At 39.2% G+C, this 15,634-nt stretch carries 18 protein-coding genes; 12 read left to right on the top strand and 6 right to left on the bottom strand.

Annotated features, from left to right (window positions below):
- Positions 1–6 precede the first annotated feature (6 nt).
- The 11 genes from ccmB (at position 7) to QQS40_RS11000 (ending at position 7,497) form a co-directional block, all read left to right on the top strand.
- Positions 7–672 carry a heme exporter protein CcmB gene (gene ccmB / locus QQS40_RS11050; RefSeq protein WP_049356989.1) on the top strand — a complete coding sequence of 222 codons (666 nt, stop codon included), beginning with the start codon at positions 7–9 and terminating at the stop codon, positions 670–672.
- A 69-nt stretch (positions 673–741) separates the two neighbouring features.
- Entirely contained in the window at positions 742–1,482 is a 741-nt protein-coding gene (locus tag QQS40_RS11045; RefSeq protein WP_128787024.1) for a heme ABC transporter permease, read from the top strand.
- A 29-nt stretch (positions 1,483–1,511) separates the two neighbouring features.
- Entirely contained in the window at positions 1,512–1,715 is a 204-nt protein-coding gene (ccmD, locus tag QQS40_RS11040; protein ID WP_049356985.1) for a heme exporter protein CcmD, read from the top strand.
- Positions 1,712–2,242, top strand: coding sequence for a cytochrome c maturation protein CcmE (gene ccmE, locus QQS40_RS11035; protein WP_329505313.1), 531 nt, complete (start codon positions 1,712–1,714; stop codon positions 2,240–2,242). Before ccmD ends, ccmE begins: the two co-directional genes overlap by 4 nt.
- Positions 2,242–4,191: a heme lyase CcmF/NrfE family subunit gene (locus QQS40_RS11030; RefSeq protein ID WP_329505311.1), complete on the top strand. Its 1,950-nt coding sequence runs from the start codon at positions 2,242–2,244 to the stop codon at positions 4,189–4,191. Before ccmE ends, QQS40_RS11030 begins: the two co-directional genes overlap by 1 nt.
- 55 nt (positions 4,192–4,246) lie before the next feature.
- A complete protein-coding gene (locus QQS40_RS11025) occupies positions 4,247–4,792 on the top strand; it encodes a DsbE family thiol:disulfide interchange protein (protein ID WP_126471902.1) in 546 nt (181 codons plus the stop codon).
- Complete coding sequence (locus tag QQS40_RS11020; protein ID WP_329505308.1) at positions 4,792–5,256, top strand: cytochrome c-type biogenesis protein; 465 nt, start codon at positions 4,792–4,794, stop codon at positions 5,254–5,256. The genes QQS40_RS11025 and QQS40_RS11020 overlap by 1 nt, the downstream gene beginning before the upstream one ends.
- Positions 5,256–6,173: a c-type cytochrome biogenesis protein CcmI gene (gene ccmI, locus QQS40_RS11015; protein WP_126471898.1), complete on the top strand. Its 918-nt coding sequence runs from the start codon at positions 5,256–5,258 to the stop codon at positions 6,171–6,173. The genes QQS40_RS11020 and ccmI overlap by 1 nt, the downstream gene beginning before the upstream one ends.
- Positions 6,173–6,571 (top strand): SMU1112c/YaeR family gloxylase I-like metalloprotein, encoded by a 399-nt coding sequence (gene gloA2 / locus QQS40_RS11010; RefSeq protein WP_128787029.1) that lies wholly within the window; start codon positions 6,173–6,175, stop codon positions 6,569–6,571. Before ccmI ends, gloA2 begins: the two co-directional genes overlap by 1 nt.
- Before the next feature lie 19 nt (positions 6,572–6,590).
- Complete coding sequence (locus QQS40_RS11005; RefSeq protein WP_329505304.1) at positions 6,591–7,178, top strand: DUF8095 domain-containing protein; 588 nt, start codon at positions 6,591–6,593, stop codon at positions 7,176–7,178.
- Between the two features lie 13 nt (positions 7,179–7,191).
- Complete coding sequence (locus QQS40_RS11000) at positions 7,192–7,497, top strand: hypothetical protein (RefSeq protein ID WP_225852614.1); 306 nt, start codon at positions 7,192–7,194, stop codon at positions 7,495–7,497.
- A 37-nt stretch (positions 7,498–7,534) separates the two neighbouring features.
- Here the strand turns inward: QQS40_RS11000 and hda are convergent, their stop codons facing one another.
- The 6 genes from hda to QQS40_RS10970 form a co-directional block, all read right to left on the bottom strand.
- On the bottom strand, positions 7,535–8,230 hold the full coding sequence (gene hda, locus QQS40_RS10995) for a DnaA regulatory inactivator Hda (protein WP_329505302.1): 696 nt from the start codon (positions 8,228–8,230) through the stop codon (positions 7,535–7,537).
- Between the two features lie 71 nt (positions 8,231–8,301).
- Positions 8,302–9,549 (bottom strand): nucleobase:cation symporter-2 family protein, encoded by a 1,248-nt coding sequence (locus QQS40_RS10990; RefSeq protein ID WP_329505300.1) that lies wholly within the window; start codon positions 9,547–9,549, stop codon positions 8,302–8,304.
- 120 nt (positions 9,550–9,669) lie between these two features.
- Positions 9,670–10,296: a uracil phosphoribosyltransferase gene (upp, locus tag QQS40_RS10985; protein WP_128787032.1), complete on the bottom strand. Its 627-nt coding sequence runs from the start codon at positions 10,294–10,296 to the stop codon at positions 9,670–9,672.
- 121 nt (positions 10,297–10,417) lie between these two features.
- The gene (locus tag QQS40_RS10980; RefSeq protein ID WP_128787033.1) at positions 10,418–10,756 is read right to left on the bottom strand and encodes a PM0253 family protein; all 339 of its coding nucleotides are present in this window, start codon (positions 10,754–10,756) and stop codon (positions 10,418–10,420) included.
- A gap of 176 nt (positions 10,757–10,932) precedes the next feature.
- Positions 10,933–13,173 carry a nitric-oxide reductase large subunit gene (locus QQS40_RS10975; RefSeq protein WP_329505297.1) on the bottom strand — a complete coding sequence of 747 codons (2,241 nt, stop codon included), beginning with the start codon at positions 13,171–13,173 and terminating at the stop codon, positions 10,933–10,935.
- 344 nt (positions 13,174–13,517) lie between these two features.
- Positions 13,518–14,867, bottom strand: a complete 1,350-nt coding sequence (locus QQS40_RS10970; RefSeq protein ID WP_049356964.1) for a GntP family permease — start codon at positions 14,865–14,867, stop codon at positions 13,518–13,520.
- 227 nt (positions 14,868–15,094) lie between these two features.
- On the opposite strand from QQS40_RS10970, the gene QQS40_RS10965 reads away from it, so the two are divergent.
- Positions 15,095–15,625 (top strand): gluconokinase, encoded by a 531-nt coding sequence (locus tag QQS40_RS10965; RefSeq protein WP_289901507.1) that lies wholly within the window; start codon positions 15,095–15,097, stop codon positions 15,623–15,625.
- Positions 15,626–15,634 lie beyond the last annotated feature (9 nt).

The following is a 15,634-nucleotide window of genomic DNA, read 5'->3' as shown; positions in this document are numbered from 1 at the left end:
ATTTTTATGATATTTTTACAGATTATAAAGCGTGAGCTGAAGATTGCGACCCGTAAACAAGCGGAAATATTGAACCCGCTTTGGTTCTTTTTAATCGTGATCACGCTGTTTCCATTGGTGATTGGGCCGGATCCTAAACTCCTTTCTCAAATTGCACCAGGGGTTGCTTGGGTGGCGGCATTGCTTTCTGCGTTGCTGTCTTTTGAGCGCTTATTCCGAGATGACTTTATTGATGGCTCTTTAGAACAATTGATGCTCACGGCTCAACCTTTAGCGCTAACGGCACTCGCAAAAGTTGTTGCACACTGGCTATTAACTGGTTTGCCGTTGATTTTACTTTCACCTATTGCGGCTTTATTGCTTTCGTTGGAAGTGAATATTTGGTGGGCGCTGGTGGTCACCTTGCTAGTAGGAACACCCATTTTAAGCTGCATTGGCGCGATTGGCGTGGCATTGACGGTAGGATTACGTAAAGGTGGCGTATTGCTGAGTTTACTTGTGGTACCATTATTTATTCCAGTTTTAATTTTTGCCTCAGCAATTTTAGATGCCGCCGCGTTAAATCTCCCTTATGGCGGACAGCTTGCTATTTTAGGTGCAATCTTGGCTGGCGCGATAACATTATCGCCTTTCGCTATTGCCGCGGCACTACGAATTAGTTTAGATAATTAATCACTATTGCGGTGAAAGTGCGGTCAGATTTTTAACTGTTTTTTATTTTTTTGGAATTAAGGATCTTTTATGTGGAAGTGGTTACATCCTTACGCAAAACATGAAACCCAATATCATTTATGTGGCAAATTAAGCCCATTTTTTGGTGTGATTGCGGTTTTATTATTAGCTGTTGGCATTGTGTGGGGCTTAGCTTACGCGCCGGCTGATTATCAGCAAGGCAATAGTTTCCGAATTATGTATGTGCATGTGCCGGCGGCGATTTGGTCAATGGGCATGTATGGTTCGATGGCGATTGCTGCGATTATTGCGTTAGTTTGGCAAATTAAAGCCGCACATCTTTCTATGGTTGCTATGGCGCCAATTGGTGCGATGTTTACCTTTATTGCGTTAGTCACAGGTGCAATTTGGGGCAAACCAATGTGGGGAACCTGGTGGGTATGGGATGCACGTTTAACTGCTGAACTGATTCTTTTCTTCTTATATATCGGTGTATTAGCCCTTTACTCTGCATTTTCTGATCGTGCAGTGGGCGCAAAATCAGCGGGCATCTTGTGTATTGTTGGCGTAGTGAATTTACCAATCATTCACTTTTCCGTAGAGTGGTGGAATACTTTACATCAAGGGGCAAGTATCACGAAGTTTGAAAAACCGTCTATTGCAACGCCGATGTTAATTCCACTGATTTTATGTATTTTTGGATTTTTATTTTTATCCATTTGGTTTACGCTCGTGCGTTACCGCGTTGAATTGCTAAAAGAAGACAGCAAACGTCCATGGGTAAAAGAGTTAGCAAGTAAGCTAAAATAGTTTTTTATTTTTATTTTAGGGAGTGGAAAATGTTTTTCCAAAGTTGGAGTGATTTTATCAATATGGGAGGCTACGGTTTTTATGTGTGGCTTTCCTACGGCATTAGCTTTGTGGCAATGATCATTTTGGCGATACAAAGCGTCAAAGGGCGTAAAGTGGTGTTAAAAGAAGTGTTACGCGAGCAACAACGTGAAGCCCGTTTAAACCAAGCAAATAAAGGAAATACACTATGAATCCAAGACGTAAATCAAGACTTTCGATCATTATCTTTGTGATTTTAGGTATTTCGATTGCAACAGGTTTAGTGCTTTATGCACTTCGCCAAAATATCGATTTATTTTATACACCGTCAGAAGTGATTGAAGGTAAAGAAGGCAAGGCAGATCAAAAACCTGAAGTGGGACAACGTATTCGTGTTGGTGGCATGGTAGTCGAAGGTTCTGTTAGTCGAGATCCAAAAAGTCTCAAAGTTCGCTTTGATGTGAATGATATTGGTCCATCAATTACAGTAGAGTACGAAGGTATTCTGCCGGATCTTTTTCGTGAAGGGCAAGGTATCGTCGCGCAAGGTGTACTAAAAGAACCAACCTTATTAGAAGCAACAGAAGTACTTGCTAAGCATGATGAAAACTATGTGCCGCCAGAATTAGGTGAGAAAATGCAGAAAATGCATAAACCAATGGGGGCAGAATTAAAAGGCGAGAGCGAAGCCGATCGTCGTTATAAAGAAACCCAGCAAAAACTGCAAGAAGGTCAATAATGATTGCTGAATTAGGAAATTATGCGCTTGCTTTAAGCCTTGCCGTTTCATTCTTTTTAGCGATTTTCCCATTATGGGGGGCTGAAAAAGGTCATTCTCAACTTATGTCATTGGCTCGTCCAATGACTTATGGTTTATTTTTTACTTTAACCATTGCATTTGCTGCATTGTTCTACCTCTTTGCTGTTAATGATTTCAGTGTGCAATATGTGGTAAATAACTCTAACAGCAGCTTGCCGATTTATTATCGTTTATCTGCGGTGTGGGGGTCACACGAGGGTTCATTGTTACTTTGGATTTGGTTATTAACCCTTTGGGGCGCAGCGGTTGCCTTATTTAGCAAACACTTACCACAAGAAGCCGTGGCTCGCGTGTTGGGTATTATGGGGATTATTAGCATCGGCTTTTTACTCTTCGTCTTATTTACCTCAAATCCATTTACCCGTACATTCCCTGATTTCCCAGTAGATGGTCGAGAACTCAACCCAATGTTGCAAGATGTGGGCTTGATTTTCCATCCACCATTACTTTATATGGGATATGTTGGTTTTTCTGTGGCTTTTGCCTTTGCGATTGCCTCATTAATGACAGGGAAATTAGACTCCGCGTGGGCAAGATGGTCTCGCCCTTGGACGATGGCTGCTTGGGTCTTTTTAACACTCGGAATCGTGCTCGGTTCGTGGTGGGCCTATTATGAGCTAGGCTGGGGTGGCTGGTGGTTCTGGGATCCAGTAGAAAACTCTTCTTTAATGCCTTGGCTTGCAGGAACCGCATTAATCCACTCTTTAGCGGTGACTGAAAAACGCGGCTCTTTTAAAGCTTGGACTGTGCTTTTAGCGATCCTTGCTTTCTCACTTTGCTTACTGGGTACGTTCTTAGTTCGTTCCGGTATCTTAGTGTCAGTACATGCCTTTGCTTCAGATCCTACACGTGGTTTATATATTCTTGCTTATTTGGTTGTGGTAATTGGTGGTTCTTTAACCTTGTACGCTTACAAAGCCAACCAAATTCGTTCGCGTGATAATGCAGAACGCTATTCTCGCGAAACCTTATTGTTATTAAATAACATCCTATTAATGACCGCACTTTGCGTGGTGTTCTTAGGGACGTTATTGCCATTAGTTCACAAACAATTAAGTTTGGGCTCTATTTCGATCGGTGCGCCGTTCTTTGATCAAATGTTCCTGATTATTATGACCCCATTTGCCTTATTACTAGGTATTGGGCCATTGGTTAAATGGCGTCGTGATCAGTTCTCTGAAATTCGTACACCGGTTGTAGTGAGTGTGATTGTAATGGCGATTGCAGGCTTTGCCTTGCCATATTTCCTACACAACAAACTCACCATCAGTGTTGTGCTTGGCACCATGATGTCCGTCATCATTGTCTTATTAAGCCTTTATGAAATGAAACAACGTGCAACACACCGTGAATCGTTTTTTAAAGGAATTACCAAGCTTTCCCGTTCCCATTGGGGGATGATTTTGGCTCACCTTGGTGTAGCGATGACGGTTTGGGGAATTGCCTTTAGCCAAAATTTTAGTGTAGAGCGCGATGTGCGAATGGCCGTTGGCGATACTGTACAGATCGCTGACTATGACTTCAAATTTACCGGCGTGAGTGATGCAAATGGTCCAAACTATATGGGTGGCAAAGCACAAATTGATATTTCAAAAGACGGTAAACCAGAAGCAACATTATTTGCTGAAAAACGTTTTTATACCGTCAGTAAAATGCCAATGACTGAAGCGGCAATTGATTGGGGCTTTACCCGCGATCTTTATGTCGCCTTAGGTGAAAAAATAGAAGATAACTCATGGGCACTTCGCCTTTACTATAAACCGTTTATCCGTTGGATTTGGATTGGTGGCTTGTTTATGGCGCTAGGTGGCTTGCTTTGTATGTTTGACCGCCGTTATCGTTTTAGTCGTTTGGTAAAACAGTCTTAATTGTGATGCGGGGCTAAATTAAGCCCCCTAAAAATAGATGTAAATTGATCGTGTTATGAATAAAAAACTACTTATCCCACTTATTATTTTTCTAGCTGTCGTTGTGGCCTTTTTAGTTCAGCTTGGACGCAATGCGCAAGGTGATGATCCGAAAGCGTTAGAGTCAGCCCTGGTAGGGAAGCCTGTACCACAGAAAACATTAACGGATTTATTGGAAAATAAAACCTACGGTAATGAAATTTTCCAACAAGGTAAACCCATTCTCTTAAATGTGTGGGCGACTTGGTGCCCAACTTGTTACGCAGAACATCAATATTTGAATCAATTGGCTAAACAAGGCGTGACAATTATTGGTTTAGATTATAAAGATGAATCGCTAAAAGCGATGAAATGGCTGAAAGATTTGGGTAATCCTTATAGCCGTGTGTTTAAAGATGAAAAAGGTTCTTTTGCATTAGATTTAGGCGTTTATGGCGCACCGGAAACATTCATTGTAGATGGTAAAGGTGTGATTCATTATCGCTTAGCGGGTGATGTGAATGAACGTGTTTGGAATGAGACATTGAAGCCTATTTATGACAAATTAGCGGAGAAACCATAATGAGAAAATCATGGCTTTTTTTGACCGCACTTTTTATGAGTGTCTCTGTGACTGCTGCAATTGATGCGCTAAATTTTGCTTCACCAGAGCAAGAAAAGGACTATCATCAATTAACGCAAGAACTGCGTTGTCCACAATGTCAAAATAACAATATTGCCGATTCTAATGCAACCATTGCTGTTGATATGCGTGGCAAAGTGTTTGAATTGTTGCAAGAAGGCAAAAGTCGAAATGAAGTGGTGGATTATATGATCCAACGTTATGGTAATTTCGTGACTTATGATCCACCTATGACAATGGCCACAATGGTGTTATGGATTGCACCAATTTTATTAGTATTTGTTGGCATTTTATTTGTATTTAAACGTAAATCGAAAAGCCCAAATGCGGTTAATTCTGACGTTGTTTTAGATGATGAAGAGAATGCACGCTTGTCGGCTTTACTCAAAGAAAAGGATAAATAATGAATTTTGCATTAAGTATTATTGCGCTCACTTTAGTGGTGGCACTAATTTGTTTTTATCCCTTGTTGCGTTCTGTTAAAGCGAAAGAAGATAAAAAACGTAATGAATTAAATAAAGCGTTATATTTTTCTCGTTTGCAAGAGATTGAACAAGATAATCAACAGGGTTTAGTTGAAAATGTTGAACAACTCAAGCAAGAGCTACAAAAAACATTGTTGGAAGATATTCCTCAACAAGAAACACAAACGATCGATAAAAATGCCAAAAATTACGGTAAGTTATGGTTTGTTTCTGGTTTGCTCGGTTTAGCCATTATTGCTGGGGTTTCTTATTTCCCATTAGGCTCTTGGAAAGCAGAAGATATGATGGAAAAGACATTGGCAAAATTGCCTTATTTCTTTGAACGTATTGCAGATGAAGATAAGAATCCCATGTCAGATGCAGAAATGCAGCAATTTTCGACCGCACTTCGTCTAGATTTACAAAAAACACCAAAAGATGCAAAAAAATGGTGGTTGCTCGGTCAGGTTGGAATGAATTTAGGGAACGGCAAATTAGCATTTGATAGTTATCAACAAGCGAATAAGCTTGAACCGGATAATTTAACGTATAAGCTTTCCTATGCGCGTATGCTAATGTCTTCTGAAGATCAAACAGATAAGCTCAAAGGCAATCAGCTTTTACGTGATATTATTCGTCAAGATCATTCTAATCCTGAAGCCTTAAGTTTACTTGCTTTCAGTTATTTTGAAGGGGAAGATTATAAAATGGCGGCCGTCACCTGGGCGATGATGTTACGTTTATTAGAACCAGATGATCCTCGCGTTCCAATGCTTGAGAAAAGTATTCGTGCAGCACGTGATGCACTCGCTTTACAGGAAGAAGAAAAAGCGAAGAGTGTCACACCAGAGAAATAATGAAACCCCAATTATTAGGTTTTCACCATATTGCGATTATTGCTTCGAACTACGCACGTTCGAAGCATTTTTATATGGAGATTTTAGGCGCTAAACAGCTAAATGAAACTTATCGGGCTGAACGGGATAGCTATAAATTAGATTTAAGTTTTCCCGATGGGAGTCAAATAGAGTTGTTTTCTTTTCCCAATCCGCCACCAAGAATAACCACGCCAGAAGCTTGTGGTTTGCGACATTTAGCATTTAAAGTCGAGAATATTGATTCGTATATTGCTTATCTTCTTGAGAAAGGCATCTCTTGTGAACCAATTCGAGTTGATGAATTAACTAGAATGAAGTACACTTTTCTAAAAGATCCGGATGCGTTGCCCATTGAATTATACGAAACAAATAATTAGCTTGGAGAATAAGATTAGTATGACGAATTATTTTAAGAAACAATTAGGTGGATACTTATTCTGTTTTTTGGTCTCTGTAGCGGTTTTAGCAGAAGATCGTCGCATCATCTACGCAACCCAAATGCCAACACCAGAAGACCATATCTCACAGAATTTTTCTGAGAGCTGTGAGGTAGATTCTGAACACTGTAACAGAAACGTAGAGGGAGCTTTGCAGCCTAAATTATCGAATGATATGTCAGCATTAGCTAATAGTGTTGAGTTTGAAACATATAAATTTAATGATATGTCAGCATCAAAAACTACGTTTTTTTCACCTGCAGGAATTTGTAATGGTTTTAAAAGTGATAATGGGGTAAATGTCACAAACTCAAGCAATTATTACATTAAACCAAATGATGCTAGCGAGTATTATGGTAGCGTTTTAGGGGCGACAATTTATCAAAAAGGTGAAACGAAAACCTTGCAGTATGTACCTGTTTATGTAATAAAGAATGAGAATATTGCTAAATATATTGAGCAAAATGAAGAGAAGAATGTAAGAAACAAAGCACATGAGCGTATTCAAGAAGGTAGAAAAGCCTTAAATGAAGTCGTTTGTAATTAAAAAGGTAAGAAAGATGATGAAAAAATTAATTTCTATTACTTTATTATTGATTTTAACAAGTTGTACAGCTCCTCAGGAAGCTTCAACGATTGGTAGCGATGCTGCTGTATACAATATGAATACTGTGAAAGATTATAACTCTCGAATTATAAGCGGTAATACCGTAAGTACTCAAGAGAAAATCAAGGTGGCTCAAAAAGAGAGTACCCCAAATGAGATCAATGCAAGTGATCATCGTTCAAAGAATGTGAGTTATTCTCGTCTTCCCGTTTCAATTATACCCGCAGTTGGAGTGGGATATTGTCATCATTGTTGGTAATAATATTAACCGCATATTTTTAATGTGCGGTTTTTTCCTATAAATTTAGAGTTGATTTGACAAAAGGTATTGTGAGATGGCGTTGTGCTTGAAGCGAGGCCTTATCAAGTTGATTAAGCGCTTCTTTTAGCGTAGACATGTCACGATCTAACCGATTAAACATGAAACTGATGATTTCATCAGAGAGGGTAATTCCTCGTTGATAAGCGTTTTGTTTTAATGCGTGTAGTTTTTGCTCATCAGTAAGCGCAATAAGTTGGTAACTTTCTCCCCACTTAAGGCGTGAGGCAAGATCGGGTAGTTTTACTGGTAATGCAGAGGGAGATAAAGAGGCGCTGACAATCAACAATGTTTTGTTATTATCTTTAATTCGATTGAAAAGATCAAATAAAGCGACTTCCCATTCTGAGTCACCAATGACAGTTTGTAAATCATCTAGGCAGACGAGTTCTTGTTGTTCTAAATTCTCAAACACTGCAGTAGAAAAATAACGTGATTTACTTAACGGCACATAAATTGTACTGCGTTTTTGATGAATATATTCATTGCTAAGTGCGCGTAAAAGATGGGTTTTTCCAACACTTTTATGTCCCCAAAGGTAGAAAAATTGTTGTTGTAATTCAGCCATATTTTGACGCAATGAATTGAGCAATAATGCATTATTATCGCCATAAAAATTAGCTAATGTTTCATCATCGATTTGATAAATAGGTAAAGAAAGCTGTTGACTCACAAGTTAATTCGTTGCTCTAAAAGTAATAACAAGAAAGGGCTAAATTCTCATTTAACCCTTTGTTGAGTGCGTTATTCTACTTCATTTTTTTCATTTGGTAAAATTAAGTTCAGTACAATAGCAACGATAGCACAAAGGCTAATTCCTTTTAAAGATACGAGATCTCCTACGTTGACGAACATATTACCAATACCAAAAGTCATCACGACGGAAATAATACAAAGGTTGCGAGGCGCAGTGACATCGACTTTTCCTTTAATTAAGGTACTCATCCCGACAACAGCAATTGAACCGAATACCAACATCATAATCCCCCCCATTACGATAGTTGGAATAGTAGAAAGGAATGCGCCTACTTTACCGCAGAAGGAAATCGCAATTGCCCATACTGCAGCCCAGGTCATAATATTTGGATTAAAGTTGCGAGTTAGCATGACGGCACCAGTCACTTCAGCATAAGTCGTATTTGGAGGGCCTCCGACTAATGATGCCGCAGCGGTTGCAACACCATCACCTAATAGCGTTCGATGTAGGCCTGGTTTTTTAAAAAAATCTTTACCTGTTACAGAACTGATTGCCATAATACCGCCAACATGTTCAACGGCTGGTGCGATAGCAATGGGTAGCATATAAAGAATGGCTTCTAAATTAAATTCTGGTTTAGTTAATTGGGGTAATTCAAACCATTTTGCATCTAAAACAGGTTGGAAGTTAATTAATCCTAGGAATAAACAAACCACATAGCCAGCAACGATACCAAACATAATTGGAATCAGTTTCATTATACCTTTGGCAAATACCGCAACAGAAAGGGTAGTGACTAAGGTAATCATAGAAACCAACACCGAATGTTCATAACTATATGTACTGTTTTTACCCAATGCCATATCAACAGCAACGGGGGCAAGTCCCATACCAATAATGATAATGACTGGGCCTACAACAACAGGTGGGAAGATACGCTCAAGTGCAGCACTACCGCGCAATTTAACTAAGGTTGATAGTGCAAAATAGACTAAGCCCGCACAAGCAAGCCCACCCATTGTGGTTGGAATACCCCAAGTTTGTACGCCATATTGAATAGGCGCAATAAAGGCAAAAGAGGAGGCTAAGAAAATAGGGACTTGTTTACCGGTACAAAGCTGGAAAAGTAGTGTACCGATACCTGCGGTTAGAAGGGCTGTATTAGAATTTAATCCAGTGATTAAAGGAACTAATACTAAGGCGCCAAAGGCAACAAATAACATCTGTAAACCGACAAACGCTTGTTTGCCCATGCTTTGCACCTCAACAGGTGCGGTTGTAGTTTGATTACTCATTTAGTTTCAACTCTCGGTTTGAATTAACTGAAAGTGCGGTCGGTTTTAATGCTTTTTTAGCTTTTGTGTTTTCACGCACGGAAAAAAGACGGCTATAAATGCCGTCTTATTAAAAGGGAATTATTTCGTCCCAAAAATCTTATCACCGGCATCACCCAAGCCAGGGATGATGTAACCTTGTTCATTTAAGTGATCATCAATAGATGCGCAATAAAGTTCGATATCTGGATGTGCTTTTTCTAATGCTTTGATCCCTTCAGGCGCCGCGACTAATACTAATACTTTGATGTGTTGGCAACCTTTTGCTTTTAATAAATCAATTGTGGAGATCATTGAACCACCGGTTGCAAGCATTGGATCTACAACGATAGCTAGACGTTCATTTAAATCACTGGCGAGTTTTTGGAAGTAAGGAACAGGCTCAAGTGTTTCTTCATTTCGGTAAATTCCTACTACACTAATTCGAGCGCTTGGAACATGTTCTAACACGCCATCCATCATGCCTAGCCCCGCACGTAAAATTGGTACAACAGTAACTTTTTTACCTTTGATACGTTCTATTTCAACAGGACCATTCCAACCATTGATGGTCACTTTTTCTGTTTCAAGGTCTGCGGTCGCCTCATAAGTTAGTAAACTACCAATTTCGGTTGCAAGTTCACGGAATTTCTTAGTGTCAATCTCAGCTTCGCGCATCACGCCTAATTTATGCTTAACGAGCGGGTGTTTTACTTCAACAAGTTTCATCTTTTTTCTCCCTTTTAAAAAACAAATCGAAAAATTCTATATCAGAAATATTGAATTTTCTAGTGTTTTTATTATGACAGTTCAGTATAAAAACAATGATAAAATTAACCGCACTTTGCTATTAAATACATCCACCACAGCTCCCACAGCGCCAATCTTCCTTATTCACCGCTTTATAAAATGCTCGTATGGTTTCTTCTTCTAATGGAATATTGTGTTCAATAAATACATCAGATAACCAATCGATATTTTCTACAATCCAATCATCTTCTGTTAATCCCTCACGATAAAGTTCATCATCAGGATCCATGAAATTATAGATATTATTTGTCCCCATATCTTTATCATGGCGCTCTATGGGTAGGACAATGGGAAGGCCAAGATAAGTAATGTTCCAATGTCCTAGGCATAGGGTATTACCTTTTGATGACCAGTGTGCTTTAAATGGATTCTCACTCATGTTGATATTTTATAAAAAAAGTTGAAGGTGCAAGTAGTATAGATCTAACTAAGAATTTTTTTATACTTAAAAGAGGGTAAAAGATTTGATATGGATCAAATTACGGTTAGAAAATTAACGAATATTTAACAAATAAAAGCAACCAAAATTTTGGTTGCTTTTATGTGATGAGGAGACTAGCTATTTTTCGGTTTGAAGAAAATCATCGTAAAGATTTGCCAGAAGAAGGCGAGTGCACCGAAGATGAATACCACATCACCACCTAAACGAACCCAACGTAAGGTATCGAATAATGGTTGTTGCATAAATTCTTCACTACGTGCATACCATAAGCCTTCAGAGATACTTGCATATCCTTGAATAACACCGATAGGTAGTAAGCTTGATACGATCATGAGTACTAAACCGCCGTTTAATAACCAGAATCCCCATTTCATTAACTTATCGTTAAATGGTGTATCCGGACGTAAATAACGAGCGATTAAGAAGACGAAGCCTAATGCTAAGAAGCCATACACACCGAATAATGCAGCGTGCGCGTGAACGGCAGTCGTGTTTAAGCCTTGAACATAGTAGAGTGAAATTGGTGGATTGATTAAGAAACCAAATACACCAGCACCTAACATATTCCAGAATGCAACGGCTACGAAGCAGTAAAGAGGCCATTTTAAACGGTCCATCCAAGGTGTTTTTTGTTGCATCGCCCAGTGTTCCCAAGCTTCATGACCTAATAACACTAATGGAACCACTTCAAGTGCTGAGAATGACGCACCTACTGCGATAATTGGGGTGGTTGCGCCTGCGAAGTATAGGTGGTGGAACGTACCAGGAATACCGCCGATTAAGAACAATGCCGCTTCAGTAATGGTTGCCACAGTTGCAGTACGACGTGAAACTAAACCTAAACTTACAAAAATGAATGAGAGTGCCGCGACAGAGAATACTTCAAAGAAGCCTTCTACCCATAGGTGAACTACCCACCAACGCCAGTATTCCATCACAGAAATGTGAGTGTGCTCGCCATAGAATAATGCTGGGCCATAGAATAAACCGATCGCAATTACTGAGGCGAAGAATAATGCCAATAAGTTTTTATCACCAGGTTGTTTGAATGCATTCACTGTACCGCGAAGCATTAAGACTAACCAGAATAAGATGCCTGCGAATTTCACCGCTTGCCAGAAACGACCTAAGTCAATGAACTCATAGCCTTGGTGACCGAACATGAAGCTCCATTCTTCTGGAAGAATATGTGCAATTGCTAAATAGCTACCAGTGAATGAACCGACGACTAATACCACTAATGCCCAGAATAAAACATCCACGCCCAATTTTTGGAATTTCGGATCTTTACCACCATTGATGATCGGTGCTAGGAATAAACCGCCAGCTAAGAATGCCATTGCAATCCAGAATAATGCCGCTTGAATATGCCATGTACGCACTAATGAATAAGGTAAGTATTGAGAGATATCAATACCATAGAATTCTTGACCTTCAACAGTATAGTGAGCAACAATCGCCCCTAAATTCACTTGCAGTAAGAATAATGCAAGCACCGTAAAGAGATATTTACCTAATGCGCGTTGAGAAGGCGTAAGTTGTAATTTTGTGAGTGGATCGAACTCAGGCATTGGTGGTTCTTTTTCATCTTCACGTTTTTTGAATGACCAAATCCATACAACAAAACCAATACCTGCAATGAGGAATACCACACTCGCAATAGACCAAATCACGTTTTCTGGTGTTGGCACGTTATTGATTAATGGCTCATGTGGCCAATTGTTAGTATAACTTGCATTTGTATTTGGACGTTCTGCAGAGGCAGTCCATGCTGTCCAGAAGAAGAATTTAGTTAAGTCTTTACGTGCTTGTAAGTCAGGGAGGGTATTATCCTTCATCGCAAAGTGTTCACGAGTGACTTTAGTGGCAGGATCATCGCCGTATAAAGAAATGTAGTATTGTGCAGTTTTTTCCATTGCCGCTAAACGGGTATTTGAAAGCACAACAGTACCGTTTTCAACTTTGCTACCACGATATTCTTTGGTTAAACGCGCTTTTAATAACGTTTGCTGTTCATCATTTAAATCAGCAAAGTTTTTACCAAATTCTTGGTTCGCTGTAATATCCAACCAGTTAGTTAATTCACGGTGAAGCCAATCTGCAGTCCAGTCAGGCGCTTGGTATGCACCATGCCCCCAAATAGAACCTACTTGCATACCACCAGTGGTTTGCCAAGCAGTTTGACCATGTAAAATTTCATCGTGAGTAATCACTTTTTCACCTGATTCTGAAACATATTGTTGCGGAATTGGTGGTGCTTCACGATACACTTCAAACCCATAGTAACCGAGAATGGAGAATGCTCCAATTAATACGGCGACTAATAGGTACCAGAACTTTTTATACTGTCCCATTTTATCACTCCTAGATTATTATAAAATTGGATGCTCGATGATTACATGCTAAGAATGTTCATCTAAAGCGACATTTTACGCAAGGTAAAATACCTGAGTAATTATATATGGTATTGTGCAATCAAAATATTACCTAAAACTGAGTAATTTACTATGGTAATGAAAAATTTAATTGAAAAAGTTGTTTATTTTTTTGAGTGATGCAGACAAGATTTAAGCTTTAATTCCCCGAACAAGTGAACGGTAAAATTAGCAGTGGAATAGGCATGTGAGCGGCTGAGCCCTGCTGTAGCAAGGCTCAGAACGAGAATGAATAATTTCAGTGAATAAGTGATATTCAAAGATTAGAAGAGCAGGCTTCCAATTAATGCAATAATAAAGCCCACAATACCGATAGATGTCTCTAGTAATGTCCACGTTTTTAATGTCGTTTTTGTATCCATTTCTAAGAAACGGCTGATCAGCCAGAAACCTGAATCATTTACGTGAGAAAGCACTGTTGCACCTGATGCAATAGCGATTACAATGAAGCAAAGATCAAATTGGCTCAAGTCAGTTGCCGCAGCAACGGTAGGCGAAATTAGTGCAGCAGCCGTAGTTAAAGCAACAGTTGCAGAACCTTGTGCGACACGCATTACCATGGCGATAACGAAAGCGGCAACAATGATTGGCATTCCGGTATTGGAAAGCATCGTAGATAATACATCACCAATACCACTGGCACGTAATACACCTCCAAACATTCCGCCTGCACCAGTAACGAGCACGATAGAGCAAATTGGACCTAAGGCATTATCACAAATTTTTTCAATTTGTTCATAGCTACGCTGTTCTTTTAATAACAAAATGGAAATAATTAAAGTGATTAGTAAGGCAACAGGCGTTTTACCAATTAAGCGCAGTGCTTCAACCCAGGTTTGTGAACCGTCAATTATTTTTGCCACGCTTAATGTGTTTAAACCCGTGTCTAATAAGATCAAAAGAATAGGTAGTAATAAGATCGTTATTACACGGGTAAAGCTTGGCGGATTTTGCACAGAGGTTTCACTGATTGCGACGGCATTTAAGAATGCTTTTGGTAAATCAACGTGAATTTTTTTACTGATGAATAGACTAAATAAGTAAGTCCCAATATACCATGTTGGAATTGCACAAACTAAGCCAACAATGACCAATAAACCAATGTTCACGCCTAATAAATCACCAGATGCAACAGGGCCTGGATGTGGTGGTAAAAAAGCGTGCATTACAGCAAATGCTCCTGCAACGGGAAAAGCATAGCGTAAGACAGAACCACCAAACCGTTTTGCGACACTGAAGATGATAGGTAGCATTACGACAAGGCCTGCATCAAAGAAAATAGGAAAACCAAAGAGTAATGCAGCAATACCTAATGCAAGTGGTGCTTTTTTCTCACCAAATTTATTAATTAACGTGTCGGCAAGCACTTTTGCTCCGCCAGTAATTTCAAGAAGCCGACCAATCATTGCACCTAAACCTACTAATAAGGCAACTGCCGCAAGCGTATTGCCAAATCCACCAAGCAAGGTTGGCAGAATTTTTTCCACCGGAATCCCAGCCGCCAGAGCGGTAAGTAAACTCACAATAATTAATGCCACAAAAGCATGAACTTTGAATTTAATAATAAGTAAAAGGAGCAATAAGATTGCTACGATCATAATTGCAATGAGCATGGTTGTTCTCCAAATAGAATTGTTACCCGTAACATACGCTTGATTTAACATTTGGTAAACGATGACTTTTCAAAATTGTGATCTCATTCACATAATTTTTATCTTTAAAAGTGCGGTTAATTATGATTATGAATTTATTTTGTGATATTAATCACAAAATAAAATGTTACCAGTAACATTTTGTTTGTAATTAGAGTATGGTAAATGAAAATTTGCAGAGGTGTATGATGAGTCATAAACAAGAAAATATGGGAAAAAGTTTTATTCTAATGGGCGTATCAAGTACGGGTAAAACCTCCGTAGGAACAGAGGTGGCTCATCGTTTAGGAATAAAGTTAATTGATGGTGATGATCTTCATCCTAGAGCGAATATCATCAAAATGGGAGAGGGGCATCCGTTAAATGATGAAGATCGCGCACCTTGGTTGGAGCGTATTCGTGATGCAGCATTTAGTCTAGAACGAAAAAGTGAAGTGGGGATCATTATTTGTTCTGCACTAAAGAAAAAATACCGCAATCTCATTCGTGAAGGAAATGGAAATGTGAAGTTCTTATTTTTAGAAGGCTCTTTTGAACTGGTACTTGAGCGCATGAAACAGCGTAAAGGGCATTATATGAAAACTGATATGCTAAAAAGTCAGTTTGAGACGCTGGAAGTGCCAGGTCAAGATGAATCAGATGTTATTCATGTGGATATTTCTGGAAGTTTTGAGCAAGTAATTGAACGTTGTGTTGAGGTATTAAAACCTCTGATCTAAAGTAAAAGA

This window comes from Haemophilus parainfluenzae, from assembly GCF_036288925.1.
In the GTDB taxonomy this organism is placed as follows: domain Bacteria; phylum Pseudomonadota; class Gammaproteobacteria; order Enterobacterales; family Pasteurellaceae; genus Haemophilus_D.
Note: the sequence above shows the minus strand (reverse complement) of the source record. Positions and strands in the feature narration are given on the sequence as shown.

Coding starts and splice junctions, on each gene's coding strand:
- QQS40_RS11030 (WP_329505311.1), top strand. CDS start 2,242: ATGATTGCTGAATTAGGAAATTATGCGCTTGCTTTAAGCCTTGCCGTT.
- ccmI (WP_126471898.1), top strand. CDS start 5,256: ATGAATTTTGCATTAAGTATTATTGCGCTCACTTTAGTGGTGGCACTA.
- QQS40_RS10970 (WP_049356964.1), bottom strand. CDS start 14,867: ATGCTCATTGCAATTATGATCGTAGCAATCTTATTGCTCCTTTTACTT.
- QQS40_RS11025 (WP_126471902.1), top strand. CDS start 4,247: ATGAATAAAAAACTACTTATCCCACTTATTATTTTTCTAGCTGTCGTT.
- gloA2 (WP_128787029.1), top strand. CDS start 6,173: ATGAAACCCCAATTATTAGGTTTTCACCATATTGCGATTATTGCTTCG.
- QQS40_RS11000 (WP_225852614.1), top strand. CDS start 7,192: ATGATGAAAAAATTAATTTCTATTACTTTATTATTGATTTTAACAAGT.
- ccmB (WP_049356989.1), top strand. CDS start 7: ATGATATTTTTACAGATTATAAAGCGTGAGCTGAAGATTGCGACCCGT.
- ccmD (WP_049356985.1), top strand. CDS start 1,512: ATGTTTTTCCAAAGTTGGAGTGATTTTATCAATATGGGAGGCTACGGT.
- QQS40_RS11020 (WP_329505308.1), top strand. CDS start 4,792: ATGAGAAAATCATGGCTTTTTTTGACCGCACTTTTTATGAGTGTCTCT.
- upp (WP_128787032.1), bottom strand. CDS start 10,296: ATGAAACTTGTTGAAGTAAAACACCCGCTCGTTAAGCATAAATTAGGC.
- QQS40_RS11005 (WP_329505304.1), top strand. CDS start 6,591: ATGACGAATTATTTTAAGAAACAATTAGGTGGATACTTATTCTGTTTT.
- QQS40_RS10965 (WP_289901507.1), top strand. CDS start 15,095: ATGAGTCATAAACAAGAAAATATGGGAAAAAGTTTTATTCTAATGGGC.
- QQS40_RS10980 (WP_128787033.1), bottom strand. CDS start 10,756: ATGAGTGAGAATCCATTTAAAGCACACTGGTCATCAAAAGGTAATACC.
- QQS40_RS10990 (WP_329505300.1), bottom strand. CDS start 9,549: ATGAGTAATCAAACTACAACCGCACCTGTTGAGGTGCAAAGCATGGGC.
- QQS40_RS10975 (WP_329505297.1), bottom strand. CDS start 13,173: ATGGGACAGTATAAAAAGTTCTGGTACCTATTAGTCGCCGTATTAATT.
- ccmE (WP_329505313.1), top strand. CDS start 1,712: ATGAATCCAAGACGTAAATCAAGACTTTCGATCATTATCTTTGTGATT.
- QQS40_RS11045 (WP_128787024.1), top strand. CDS start 742: ATGTGGAAGTGGTTACATCCTTACGCAAAACATGAAACCCAATATCAT.